The organism is Pelagibacterium lentulum (assembly GCF_003992625.1).
In the GTDB taxonomy this organism is placed as follows: Bacteria; Pseudomonadota; Alphaproteobacteria; order Rhizobiales; family Devosiaceae; genus Pelagibacterium; species Pelagibacterium lentulum.
In genome coordinates this window covers 47258-60452 of the sequence record NZ_RZMW01000038.1, presented here as the reverse complement: position 1 = coordinate 60452, position 13195 = coordinate 47258, and the positions used below count along the sequence as shown (strand labels likewise).

General features: G+C 57.8%; 12 protein-coding genes. 6 read left to right on the top strand and 6 right to left on the bottom strand.

All coding sequences use genetic code 11. The features are described 5' to 3' along the window. On the top strand, positions 1-861 hold an 861-nt coding region (locus EO133_RS12585; RefSeq protein WP_164734894.1), incomplete at its 5' end, for a sulfite exporter TauE/SafE family protein. Then, positions 858-1613 (top strand): TIGR02186 family protein, encoded by a 756-nt coding sequence (locus tag EO133_RS12580; protein ID WP_127073004.1) that lies wholly within the window; start codon positions 858-860, stop codon positions 1611-1613. The genes EO133_RS12585 and EO133_RS12580, both read left to right, overlap by 4 nt. Positions 1614-1625: 12 nt before the next feature. Here the strand turns inward: EO133_RS12580 and EO133_RS12575 are convergent, their stop codons facing one another. From EO133_RS12575 to EO133_RS12560, 4 genes are all read right to left on the bottom strand, one after another. Then, positions 1626-2693, bottom strand: a complete 1068-nt coding sequence (locus EO133_RS12575; protein ID WP_127073003.1) for an ABC transporter ATP-binding protein — start codon at positions 2691-2693, stop codon at positions 1626-1628. 16 nt (positions 2694-2709) lie between these two features. Beyond that, complete coding sequence (locus tag EO133_RS12570; protein WP_127073002.1) at positions 2710-3588, bottom strand: carbohydrate ABC transporter permease; 879 nt, start codon at positions 3586-3588, stop codon at positions 2710-2712. Next, on the bottom strand, positions 3581-4528 hold the full coding sequence (locus tag EO133_RS12565) for a carbohydrate ABC transporter permease (protein ID WP_127073001.1): 948 nt from the start codon (positions 4526-4528) through the stop codon (positions 3581-3583). The genes EO133_RS12570 and EO133_RS12565 overlap by 8 nt, the downstream gene beginning before the upstream one ends. Before the next feature lie 87 nt (positions 4529-4615). After that, positions 4616-5902 carry an ABC transporter substrate-binding protein gene (locus EO133_RS12560; protein WP_127073000.1) on the bottom strand — a complete coding sequence of 429 codons (1287 nt, stop codon included), beginning with the start codon at positions 5900-5902 and terminating at the stop codon, positions 4616-4618. A gap of 198 nt (positions 5903-6100) precedes the next feature. Here EO133_RS12560 and EO133_RS12555 point away from each other — a divergent pair, with 198 nt between their 5' ends. The 3 genes from EO133_RS12555 to EO133_RS12545 are packed head-to-tail and all read left to right on the top strand — an operon-like array spanning position 6101 to position 9108. Further along, positions 6101-7342 carry an ROK family transcriptional regulator gene (locus tag EO133_RS12555; RefSeq protein ID WP_127072999.1) on the top strand — a complete coding sequence of 414 codons (1242 nt, stop codon included), beginning with the start codon at positions 6101-6103 and terminating at the stop codon, positions 7340-7342. After that, positions 7332-8438, top strand: coding sequence for a Gfo/Idh/MocA family protein (locus EO133_RS12550; protein ID WP_127072998.1), 1107 nt, complete (start codon positions 7332-7334; stop codon positions 8436-8438). Before EO133_RS12555 ends, EO133_RS12550 begins: the two co-directional genes overlap by 11 nt. Before the next feature lie 22 nt (positions 8439-8460). Then, positions 8461-9108 carry a ThuA domain-containing protein gene (locus tag EO133_RS12545; RefSeq protein WP_127072997.1) on the top strand — a complete coding sequence of 216 codons (648 nt, stop codon included), beginning with the start codon at positions 8461-8463 and terminating at the stop codon, positions 9106-9108. Between the two features lie 40 nt (positions 9109-9148). Here EO133_RS12545 and phoB read toward each other — a convergent pair whose 3' ends face one another. Then, on the bottom strand, positions 9149-9856 hold the full coding sequence (gene phoB / locus EO133_RS12540) for a phosphate regulon transcriptional regulator PhoB (RefSeq protein ID WP_188681886.1): 708 nt from the start codon (positions 9854-9856) through the stop codon (positions 9149-9151). Between the two features lie 340 nt (positions 9857-10196). Here phoB and dld point away from each other — a divergent pair, with 340 nt between their 5' ends. Then, positions 10197-11888, top strand: coding sequence for a D-lactate dehydrogenase (gene dld / locus EO133_RS12535; protein WP_127072996.1), 1692 nt, complete (start codon positions 10197-10199; stop codon positions 11886-11888). On the opposite strand, the gene EO133_RS12530 is transcribed toward dld, so the two are convergent. Next, complete coding sequence (locus EO133_RS12530) at positions 11885-13186, bottom strand: FGGY-family carbohydrate kinase (protein WP_371870919.1); 1302 nt, start codon at positions 13184-13186, stop codon at positions 11885-11887. The two genes, dld and EO133_RS12530, sit on opposite strands and share 4 nt — an antisense overlap. Positions 13187-13195: the final 9 nt, after the last annotated feature.

Genomic DNA, 13195 nt, shown 5'->3' with positions numbered 1-13195 from the left:
TTTATATCCGGCCTGTTCGGGGTTGGCGGCGGTTTCCTTTTGACGCCGCTGCTGCTGTTCTCCGGTGTTCCTGCACCGGTTGCTGTTGCGTCGGTCACAAGCCAAGTCGTTGCCTCATCGACTTCGGGCGCATTGTCATATCTGCGGCGCGGGGCGATCGATATCAAGCTCGGCGCGTATCTTGTGGCCGGGGGCATTTGCGGTGCCTTTGTCGGCGTCTGGATTTTCGGCATCCTGCGCAGTCTTGGTCAACTCGATCTTTTCATTTCGCTGGGCTACCTGATCTTTCTGGGCGCTATCGGCATTCTGATGATGGCTGAATCGATCCGCTCGCTGCTCAAGTCCCGCAAGGCAGGCCCACCGGCGCCGCGCCATTTGCCCGGCCAGCATTCATGGGTGCAGATTCTGCCCCTGCGGGCCCGGTTCAAGAAATCAAAGCTCTATATTTCCATCATCCCCGTCATGGGGATCGGCTTTTGCATCGGGATCATCGGCGCTTTGCTTGGCATCGGCGGGGGCTTCATCCTCGTACCGGCACTCGTTTACATCCTGCGTGTGCCCGGCACAGTGGTGGTTGGCACTTCGCTTCTGCACCTTATTGCGGTCATGGCCGTCACCTGCGTGCTCCATGCCGTACAAACCCAGTCGGTCGATATTTTGTTGGCCTTCTGCCTGATGATCGGCAGCGTTGCCGGGGCGCAGTTTGGTGCCTCTGCCGGCCAATATCTGCGCGGTGACCAGTTGCGGGCACTGCTCGCGATTATCGTGCTTGGCGTTGCCGCGCGCTTTGCCCTGACGCTGCTGCTTAGCCCGGCCGACCCATTCTCCATGTCGATTATCGGTTTTGGGGAAGTGCTATGAGTTTGTTGCGGGTAATTCTCATCGCGATGGCAACCCTGCTGCTTGCCACGGGGCAGGGCGCAGCTCAGGGCGTGGTCTTTGCCAATTCCGATCCACTGGTCACGATACATTCCAATTTCACCGGCCAGGCCGTGACGCTGTTTGGCAACATCGAGCCCAGCGGTATTGCAGATCCCGCCGCACCTATGGACGTAATCGTTCTGGTGCGTGGGCCAGCATCCGATCGCATTGTGCGCGTGCAGGAGCGCCAGTTCGGTATCATGCTCAACACCGCCTATGCAGTGTATCGGCGACTACCCGGTTATTTCGCCGTCCTCTCCAGCCGCCCGATCGAGGAGATTGTCGAGCCCGAAATTCTTGCCGATCCACGCATGAGTCTTTCCGGTATTGCCAATCAGGCCATGCAGCAAGGCAATGCCGGCCGGTTCACGCCCGAACTGGTGCGTCTGATGAGAAATTCCGGCCTGTTCACCCATAATCCACGCGGGGTGAGCTTTCTTTCACCCACCACATTTGCTGCCCGCGTCGTGTTGCCTGCGGCGGTACCGAACGGCACCTTTGTCGCCCATGCACTTGTCGTTCAGAACGGCGAGATCACGGCCCAGGCCACCAGCCGCTTTATTGTGCGCACCGAAGGGTTCGAGCGCTTTCTGGCCAACGCTGCGCGCAACCACCCATTTCTCTATGGACTAGCAGCGATTGCAATTGCAATTGCAACCGGCTGGCTCGGCGGTGTGCTGTTCCGACGATAGTAGGGATCGCTGCTATTGCAGTCGCTGGGTCGTTTCGGGGTCGAAGAAATGTGAGCCAGGAGCTGCGAAAGCAAGCGGGATTTCATCGCCCGGCTGAACCTTGACCCGCTCCTTGACCACGCAAACGACCTCATGCTCGCCGATATGGGCGACGATATGGGTTTCCGATCCAGTAGGTTCGATCACCGAAACGCGGGCAGGAGTGCCTTTCTCGCTATCGATCACGATATGCTCTGGCCGCATACCGAATATAACGTTACGCCCATCAAAGTCCTGAGCAGGTTTGTGCACATTGATCGTCTTGCCATCGGCCAGTTTGAGGCAAGGCACCTCACCGCCCTGGCCGGTACCTGTGATGAAATTCATCCCGGGCGAGCCGAGGAAGCCGGCAACAAACATATTGTCCGGCGAGTCATAGAGGTCGAGTGGCGAACCCACCTGTTCGACGCGGCCACCCTGCATGACAACGATCTTGTCTGCCATGGTCATGGCTTCGATCTGGTCATGGGTCACATAAACTGTGGTCGAGCGCAGGCGTTGGTGCAGGTCCTTGACCTCGGTACGCATCTGCACACGCAGCTTTGCATCGAGATTTGACAGCGGTTCGTCGAACAAAAACACTTTCGGATCGCGAACGATGGCCCGTCCCATGGCCACGCGCTGGCGTTGGCCGCCGGAAAGTTCGCGCGGATAGCGATGGAGTAGATCGCCCAGCCCCAAGATTGCGGCAGCCTTCGTCACTTCGCTTTCCGTTTCGGCCTTCGACACCCCGCGCAGCTTGAGCGAAAAGCCCATGTTCTCGGCTACATTCATATGCGGATAAAGCGCATAGGATTGAAACACCATCGCGATGTCGCGTTCCTTGGGCGCCATGTCGTTGACCACATTGCCGTCAATCGAAATCGTGCCTGCGGAGATTGCTTCCAGCCCTGCAATCATGCGCAGCAGCGTGGACTTGCCACAACCCGATGGACCGACCAGAACGACAAATTCACCGTCATCTATATCCACCGAAACCCCGTGCAGGACTTCAAGCTCGCCATAAAACTTGCGGACGTCCTTGATGCTTACTGGTGCCATGTGACGTTCCTCCCGTTCAGCCTTTTACCGCGCCAGCCGTCAGGCCCGCGATGATGTGTTTTTGTGCAGCAAAGAATACGATGACCGTTGGCAGAATGGTCAGCGTAATAAAGGCAAGGATCATCTGCCAATCGGTGCCGTATTCTCCCCGGTAGCTCATGATGCCCAATGGCCAAGGATAATTACTTTCCGAGGTCAGCATGATGAGAGGAATGATGTAATTGTTCCAGCTCTGGACGAAAGCAACGATGCCCACCGTTGCGATAATCGGACGCGAGAGCGGCAAGGTCACCGACCAGAAAAACCTCATATAGCCGCATCCGTCCACAAAGGCGGCATCGAAGAGTTCATGAGGCACATTGCGGAAGAAGTTGCGCATCAAGAGAATGCTCATGCCCAATCCAAAAGCCACCTGCGGCAGCACCACGCCCCAATAACTGTCCAGCAGCCCTAGATCGCGCACCCGGATGAACAGGGGCAGGATAGCCGTTGCGACCGGAAACATCAGGCCCAGAAGAAAATAATTGAGCAGGTAGCCCGAGCCGAAGAACCGCACATGGGCGAGGGTGAAAGCGGCCATTGCCGCCACCGCCAAGGTCAAAAACGTGGTCCAGAACCCGATCACCAACGAATTCCACAACATGCGCCAATAGCGTTCGGAGAACAGGATTTCTTCGTAATTCTGCCATTGCCAATCGATCGGCAGGCCAAAGGGGTTGGTGCGCAGATCGCCAAGCGTCTTGAACCCACCCAGACCGGTTGTCACCAGCGGAATCAACACAATCGAGGCAACGATGAACAGCGCCGCATAGATATAGAGCATATGGACGAAACGCGTACCGGGACTGCGGGTGTTGCGTGTGCCTACGGGCACTGTAGCTGTGGCATCAGTCATTGCGCATCAGAACCCTTTTGTAGGTAAAGGCGAGAACCACGCAGATCACGAACAGTACGACACCGGCCGCACTGCCGAAACCGATCTGCATCCGCATCACGCCGTAGCTGTAGAGGAAGGTCACGATGGTTTCGGTGCTATTGGACGGCCCGCCACCGGTCAGCGGCATGACCACGTCAAACAATTGCAGCGATCCGATGATGGCAAAGAATATCGAGAGCCGAACCGTTGAACCCAGCAGTGGCAGTGTCACATAGCGAAATTTCTGCCAGCCCGAAGCGCCGTCGATATCTGCCGCTTCGAGCAGATTGCGGTCGATGGCCTGCAACCCTGCGATAAACAGCATCATGTGGAAGCCGAAATATTTCCACACCACAACCGCCAGGACCGCGTAAATCGCCACATTGCGATCTGCCAGAACGTGTGGGGAATCGAGCCCGAAAAACCCAAAGAGGGCCGCAAACAATCCATAATCGCCGTCATAAACAAAGCGCCAGATCAGGCCGGCCGCCACATCGGCCAGAACGTAGGGCAGAAAGAAAATGAGCCGGAAGCCGACAACGCCCGGCATCTTGCGCGCCAGAAGCATCGCGAGCCACAGCGCGAGCGGCACCTGAATGACGATGGAGACCAGCATGATAAGGCCGGTATTCCAGAGCGCCAGCCGGAAAGCATTGTTGCGGAACAGCACCTCGAAATTGCGCGTGCCGACGAAGTTCTCCGGCCGCCCGTAGCCCGTCCAGTTATACATCGAATACCAGGCGGCTTCCCCTATGGGCATAATCACGAAAAGCGTGAACAGCATCAGCGCAGGGGGCAGAAAGAGAATGATAACAGGCCAGCGCGCCGGGCCTATGGGGCGATCATGGCGGACCGGCCTGCTGTTCTCTCGAATCTTTTGCCCGACCGTGTTAGCCAGGGCCTGAATACCGCTTGTCATAGGCTGCCAATTTCCCTGATGCGCCCAAGTTAATCCGGCGCCCGCATTTTACCAGAATGCGGGTGCCGGAGTCTTCAATCGCGCCGATTATTGCAGCATGAACTCGTCTTCGAGCATCTGTACCGACTGTTCGGGCGACATGTTGTCGGAGACGATTTCAACCGAGATGTCGTTGATGACGCGGCCAAGAGAGGGTCCGAAATCCTGATCGAAATAGTTCTGGTGCCAGGTCGACGCACCCAGTTGCAAAGCCGATTCCAGCATCAGCGGATCTTCCACACCGTCCTCGGCGCCAACGGCAACGGGAATAATCATCCGGTTTTGTGCCATGATCCGCTGGTTCTCCTCATTGGTGAACCATTTGAGAAAGTCCAGAGTTTCGGGAGGCGCACCGGCGCTGACCGCCCAGCCGTCCAGCCCGCCCAGCGTATCGGTAACCAGCCCGTCTCCGCCTTCAACCGAGGGGAAGGGGAAGCGTCCGAGCTGGTCCTGGCTAAGTCCCTGGCCATCGGCCGCATTGTTCGCCTGTTGCGGGTGGGTGTTCTGGAACGAAAGGATCATGGCGGCGTTGCCGTCACCGAAATAGCCCAGAGTCTGGGGCCAAGTGGCTGCAAGATAACCGGGCTGGAACGGATCAAGCGCCCCCAGTCTGGCCAGTTCCTCACCAGTCCGGACAAATGCGGGATGCCTGAAGCCTTCTCCTGCACCGGTCTTGGCATTGTCGACCACTTCCTGACCGCCGATGCGCATGGCCAGATAACTCCAGTAGAAGTGAACCGGCCAGCGCTCGCCACCACCGACCGCGATGGGTACGTATCCAGCATCCTTGATCTGCTCGACGGCATCAAGGAAGGATTCCCAATCGGTCAGATCTTCGGAATTGATTCCGACGTCATCGAAAATGTCACGATTGTAGAAGAAGCTTACGGTGCCCATCTGGTAGGGTACTGCCCAGATCCGATCGTCGAAGGTCAGACCACCCAGCGATGCGGGGGTGTAAGAATTGGCCCATTCCCCGTCATTTTCCATCATGGCATCGGTCAGGTCCATCAACTGGCCGGTTTCCGCCTGGGCGCGCAAGACACCCCCACCCCAGCTGTAGAAAAGATGGGGTGCCGCGTCCGATTGCAGCAGCGTTGGCAGGCGCGCCTTGAATGCCTCGTTTTCAAGGAATGTCATGGTGACATTCACATCGGGATTTTCCGCGTTGTACTGCTCCACAAGGCTTTCCCATACCGCGAGATAGGCGGCATTGGCCTCAATGTGCATCCAACGCACTTCGGTTTGGGCCGATGCGGCTCCCACCGTCATCAAACTTGCCAGTGCGAATCCGGTGCTGGCGAGTAAGGTCCGCTTGTCGAAACGCAGGGTCATGATTTCTCCTCCTCTTCATGACAATTAATTATTTTTTATTGCGGATAAAATAACGTCACAAGGCGGCCAATTGTCAAGCGGGCTTGGTGAAAATCGTTGGAAATCCAAGTTTTCCGTTGCGTTTCAAGAGGTGCCTGCCTAGAAAAGACAAGAAATTAATCCGTGATCGGTATAAAAATAAGTGTGTAGTGCGGGGAGATGAAGACAGCAGATCCAGAATTGATGCGGGCGATAAATCGCTTTCATGTGCTCGATACCATCCGCCGGCACGGGCCAATTGCGCGCGTGGAAATCTGTGAGCGTACAGAATTGTCGGCTACCACGGTTTCGGCAATCACCGCTTCGCTCATCGACGATGGCCTTGTTGCCCCGCAGCATATTGGCGACCTTCGCAATGGCGGGCGGGGGCGCCCGCGTGTCATGCTTACGTTAAATCCCGATGCTGCCTGTATCGTTGGCGTCAAGATTTCGCCCTATCGCATGCACCTTGTCGTGACCGATTTTCAGGGCGATGTTCTCAGCGAGTTGGGGCTTCCCGTGCGTCTGGACCGTGAACCGCTGATTGTCTTGTCTTATCTCATAGAAGATGGGGTCAGGAGTTGTGTCACCAAGGCCGGTTTGACCATTGAGGCGATTACGAGCCTTTCGGTGGCGTTGCCCGGCGTGGTGGAATATGGCACCGGCTGTGTGCGCGCCAGCGCCCTGATCGCTGAGCCTGACGCCCAGCTTGCCGAGGCCATGGTCGCGCGCTTGGGTATCCCGACAATCGTTGAAAGTGACGCCAATGCCGTCGCGCAGGCGGAATACTGGTTTGGCGAGGCGCGTGCGCTTGAAGACTTTGTTTTGGTATCCTTAGAAAATAGCATCGGGCTGGCCGTCATGCACGAGGGGCAGCTTTTCCGGGGAGCTCTCGGCCTTTCGCCCAACCTTGGCGATCTTATTGTCAGCGGACCGGACCGCGCTGCTCCAGTACGCTTGGCCACGATTGCCGAGCAGGAGGCGATCATTGCCGGCAGCGAGGACGTTGAATCCCTGCGCGAAAGCGCACGCAGTGGGGAGGCCGCCCAGGAGATCGTCAAACGGATCGAAGGCGGCGACGAAGGACTCATTCTCAGCGCCACCCGCGCGGGAAAATCGTTGGGGCTGGCGCTTGCAAACATCGTAACGATGCTGGCGCCGCCGCGGATATTTCTCGTTGGATCCTCGCTCGCACTTGGTGACCATTTGCTCAACGATCTGATCGCGACATTGGCCGATGCAACACCCGAGCCTCTGGCCGGTGTTTCGGAAATCGTCGTCAGCATGCCGGGCGATGCTGCATGGGCACGCGGCGCGGCTGCATTGGCGCTCCGCGAGCTTTATGGCGCGCCTTGGAGTACGACCGGGCCAGCGCGACATGCCTATAAAAACGGAATTCAAGGAGAGAATCATGGTCGATAGCAGACCGGTCGGAGTCGGAATCATAGGGTGCGGAAACATTTCGGCGGCCTACCTCAAGGCTGCCGCCAATTTTCCAATTCTCGACATCGTGGCCGTTGCCGACCTCAATATGGAAGCAGCACGCGCCAAGGCGTCCGAGTTCGGCACCAATGCCGTCGAGGTCGACGCGCTGCTGGCCGATCCCGCGATCGAACTGGTCCTCAACCTCACGATCCCGCAGGCGCACGTACCGGTTGGCCTCGATGCCCTTCAGGCCGGCAAGCACGTCTATTCGGAAAAGCCGTTGGCCGTAACCTTTGAGGACGGCCAGCGCCTTGTTGCAAAGGGAAAGGAAACCGGCCTTCTCGTCGGCTGTGCTCCGGACACTTTCCTCGGCGGCGCGCACCAGACCTGCCGCAATCTCGTCGATTCCGGCATCATCGGCGAACCCGTTGGCGGTTCGGCATATTTCATGTGCCCAGGCCATGAGCGCTGGCATCCCAACCCGGCCTTCTACTATCAGGCTGGCGGCGGGCCCATGCTCGATATGGGCCCCTATTACATCACCGATCTTGTCAATCTCTTTGGCCCGGTCACGCGCGTCAGCGGCATGGCTTCCATGCTGCGCAAATCGCGACCCATCGGCAGCGAGCCATTGAAGGGCCAGATGATCGATGTCGAGGTGCCCACCCACATTGCCGGCATGCTCGAATTTGCCAATGGCGCCATCGTTCAGATCACCATGAGCTTTGACGTTGCAGGCCACAAGCACACCCCGCTCGAACTTTACGGCACCAAGGGGAGCCTGCTGGTTCCCGATCCCAATCACTTCGGCGGCGAGATAGAGAGTCGCCAGACAGGCGAGGACTGGCAGAGCCACTCCATCGAAATGCCCTACTGGGATGGCAATTTCCGGTCTATCGGACTTGCCGATATGGCCCATGCCATCCGCACGGGCCGTCCGCATAGGGCAAGCGCCGAACTGGCGCTGCATGCGCTCGAAGTGATGGAAACAATCGAGCGCTCGGCCAAATCGGGTTCGGCCATTGCGATAACCACACAGCCCGCACGGCCAGCCCCGCTCAAGGACAACATTGAAAACGGCGTTCTGGCCTAAAACTGTTAGAGGAGAATATTTCATGCGTGAAGCACTGGTCGTCTGGGGCGGATGGAGTGGCCATGAGCCGGAAAAATGCGCCCAGGTCGTGCGCGATATGCTCGAGGAGGAAGGCTTCAAGGTCTATGTCCACGACACCACCGAAGCCTTTGCCGATCCCGGCATCAAGGACATGCACCTCGTCGTGCCTATCGCCTCGATGTCGAAAATCGAAAAGGAAGAGGTCAACAACCTCACCAGCGCCATCAAGTCCGGCGTTGGCCTCGGCGGCTTTCATGGCGGCATGTGCGATGCGTTCCGCGAGGTTCCCGAATACCAGTTCATGTGCGGCGGCCAGTGGGTCGCTCATCCGGGCGACATCATCGATTACCATGTCGATGTAACCCGGCCCGACGACCCGGTGATGGAGGGCATCGAACGCTTTCCCTATCGCTCCGAGCAATATTACATGCACGTTGACCCATCCAACGAGGTGTTGGCCACCACGACATTCACCGGCGAACATGCCGATTGGATCGATGGCGTTGTCATGCCTGTCGTCTGGAAGCGCCGCTACGGGCAGGGCAGGGTCTTCTTCTCTTCGTTAGGCCATGTGGCCAGCGAATTTGAAGTGCCGCAGATGAAAACTATCCTGCGTCGTGGCCTCAACTGGGCCGCCCGCGCCGAATAAGCGGAGTTCCGGGCGGCTTTAATGCCGCCCCGCCATTTTTCTAACGCCTGGCGCCGGAGCCGAAGTTCTCATCGAAAGAATATCCCGCGCCGCGAACGGTGCGGATCGGATCTTTAGCCCGGCCTTTGTTTATTGCCTTTCGTAGCCGCCCGATATGGACATCCACCGTGCGCTCGTCGACATAAACATCCGCGCCCCATACCCCGTCGAGCAATTGCTCGCGCGTATAAACCCGGCCTGGATTGCGCATCAGAAACTCCAGCAGCCGGTATTCCGTTGGCCCCAGATGCAGTTCGTTGCCGTTCCGGCGCACACGATGGGTTGAGCGGTCCAGTTCCAGTTCGCCAGCGCTCAGAACCGCAGCGATCAGATGCGGACTGGAGCGGCGCAGCAGGGCTTTAACCCGCGCGATCAACTCGGGCATCGAAAAGGGCTTGGTCATGTAGTCGTCGGCACCGATGGCTAGACCGCGTACGCGCTCTTCTTCCTCGCCGCGCGCGGTCAGCATGATGATCGGCACGCGCGCCGTTTCCTCGCGCAGACGCCAGCGACGGCACAATTCGATCCCCGATGCTCCCGGCAGCATCCAGTCGAGCACGATCACATCGGGCTTGGCTTCACGAATCTGCAGGTCGGCTTCGTCTCCGCTTTCCGCGCTAGAGACCGAAAATCCCTCAGCTTCAAAATTGTACCGCAGGAGCAGGGAAATATCGGCTTCGTCTTCAACGACTAGAATATGAGGCAGCATACAATTCTCCGTCAGCCGCTGTTCCAGCGTGGGGTGTTGAAGCAACCTATGAGGGGTGCAAAACAGTTTTATGTCCGTTGAATGACAATTCAATAACAATCTAACATGCTGTAATTATTGAGTAAAATACGGAAAAGTGCAGATAGACACAATTAGCGCAAACCATGTCGTCACATGTGACAAAAACGATTCCTGCCGCTACCTGGTGAACAGCAACGGCCTGCCGCCCACCCATTGACCGCGCCCGGTTATGGGGGCAAACATCTCTTTGGAGGGTGTTATTGCCTTCATCTGATCCGCTGAATGTCCAGCGCCGAAACGAGCCGGGTTCCACGATTTCATGCAAGAATTGATCGATAGTTTCCGCACCATTGCCGGGCGTCGGCATGTGCTGGTTGGCGACCGTGCGACGCGCCAATATCGCAAGGGTTATCGCTATGGCGATGGCGAAGTTCTGGCCGTCGTGCGTCCCGGCACCCTGGTCGAGCAGTGGCAGGTGCTCAAGGCCTGCGTCGCTGCCGATGTTATTGTGATTCTGCAGGCGGCAAATACCGGTTTGACGGGTGGCTCCACACCCTTCGGCGACGGCTATGACCGGCCCATCGTTATCGTCAACACCATGCGCATGGATCGTATCGATCTGATCGAGGAGGGCAGGCAGGTGATCGCCTTGCCCGGTGCTACGCTCGATAAGCTCGAAAAGCGCCTGCGCGCCATTGGACGCGAACCGCATTCGGTGATTGGCTCGTCCTGCATCGGCGCGTCTGTTGCTGGCGGCGTCTGCAACAATTCTGGCGGCTCGCTTATTCAGCGCGGCCCGGCCTATACTCAGCTTGCGCTCTTTGCCCAGCGTGATGCGGACGGCTCGCTCAAACTCGTCAATCACCTCGGCGTCGAATTGGGCGAAGATCCCGAAACCATCCTTTCCCGCTTGGATTCCGGGCAATATACGCCCGCAGATATTGCGTCGAGCGCCAACCAATGGGCGTCCGACAGGGAATATCACAACCACATCCGCGAAATTGCCGCCGCAACGCCTGCGCGCTTCAATGCCGATCCGCGCCGCCATTACGAAGCTTCGGGCTCTGCCGGAAAGCTTGCCGTCTTCGCCCTGCGCCTCGATACGTTCGAGGCCGATAAGGAGACTGCGGTTTTCTATATCGGCAGCAACGACCCCGAAGACCTTGGCCGCGTCCGCCGCGATATCCTTTCCACCTTCGAGAACCTTCCGATTGCAGGCGAATATATCCATCGAGGCGCCTACGATGCCGCCCGCCGCTACGGAAAGGACTTGTTCCTCTTTTTGAAATATGTCGGCACCGACCATATTCCCAAAGCCTTCGCCGCCAAAAGCTGGTTCGATGGCATCACGGAAAAGCTCGGCCTCAAGGGCAATATTTCCGATCATCTGCTGCAATGGGTGACACGGCTTTTTCCCGAACATCTGCCCAAACGCCTGAATGCCTATCGCGACCGCTATACCCATCACCTGATGCTCAAGATGGGTGGTGCCGGGATCGCAGAAGCGCGGCAATATCTTGCAAAGGCTTTCCCCACGCAGAATGGCGATTACTTTGAATGCAGCGAGGAGGAGGGCAGGGCCGCCTTCATGCTGCGTTTTGCCGTTGGCGGGTCGGTTGTGCGCTATCGGGCTGTGCACACTAAAACGGTCGAGGACATTGTGGCGCTCGATATTGCCCTACCGCGCAACACGGTCGACTGGTTTGAAACGCTGCCACCGGAAATCGAAGACAAGATCGAATACAAGATCTATTGCGGGCATTTCTTCTGCCACGTTCTGCATCAGGAATATCTGGTCAAAAAGGGCGAGGATTGCCTCGCGCTCGAACATGAGATGTGGAAGCTGCTCGATGCGCGCGGTGCCGAATATCCGGCTGAGCACAATGTTGGGCACCTCTATCATGCCAAGCCCGAACTTGCGGCCTTCTACAAGTCCCTCGACCCGACAAACACCTTCAACCCTGGTATTGGCCACACCTCCAAATGCCGCCATTGGCAAGAAGATGCCTAAGCCGCCTCTAACCAACGCTTTGCATAAAGCGCCATGCCCGGTTCCGGCAGATGGCGTTGCGAAGCCCCTTCTATAGTCTCTAGCGGCTGCTCGATCCGCGTCAGCAGCGCCGCCCCGATGCTGGTGCCCGTTGCGGCCTTCGTGCCGATAACCGGGCGCCCGGTCGCCGAAGCCAGCATCCGGCAATAGGGCAGGTTCGATGCAAACGGTCCCTCGACCACGATGTCGTCGCACCCACCGGTCATCGACAGCGCGACAGAACTCATCATCGCGAGATAAAACGAGACCGTGCAATAAAGTTCTGCCTGTGGCAGGCTATCGGCTGGCTGGCTCCAGCGTGCTTTCCTGTTTGGGAATGGCCCCGATCCCTGTTGAACGGACGGCAAAAGCATGATCGCTTCATCCAGTACGCGCGCCATGCTCGCGCTATCAGCGCTTGGATTCTTTTGCGTAATGAGTGACGAAAATTCACGTCCGCCCATAAAGCGTGCCGACGGCACCGGACGTCCGAACGCATCGATGTTGGCAAGGCTGTCGCGTTCGGGGTCAAGTCCCTTCAATGCGCCATTTGGCGTGCAGGAAATCACCCAGGTTCCGGTCGAAACCACCGAGAAGCTGCCTTCTCGTCCGAGGATATGCGGCACCAGCGAAGCGTTGGAATCGTGAATACCGCAATAAACCGGAATGCCAGCGTCCAGCCCAAGCGCACCAATCAAATTTTCACGTACCGGCCCCAGCACATCGGATGCCTTGCGGATTGGCGGAAATTGCGCCGTCCAGCCATTGTCTTTCACCAGCGCTGAAAAGTCATTGGCGCCGAAATCCCAAAGGTCCGTATGGCACCCGATGGAGGTCAACTCGCTCGCCGCCACGTCCGTCAGCCGCCATGCCCAATATTGCGGATAGGTCAAAATCCACTTGGTCTTAGCAAAGGCTTTCGGAAAGGCCTGCGCCTGATAGTAAAGCTGCGCGCCAAGATTAAGCCCACCGGGCAGGCGCGGCGAATAGCTTGCTGCAAAATCGGGCCTTGCCGCGTCATAATCGGCAGCGAACCGATCCGGCGCATCGCTCTCATAATCGAGCACCGGCAATGCCAGCGCGCCATCCTCGGCGACAAGCGCCGCACAGGCGCCATGCGTTGTGATCGATAGCGCCGAAAGCCTGTATTCCACATTGAGCTTGGCAATCGCCGAAGTGAGGAACGCCCATATACCTTCAATATCGAAATGGCGGTAAGGCGCGCCATCGAGCACCCGGTTTGGCGTCGTCAGAACCGCCACTTCCTCCAACCGGTCCATATCCACAAT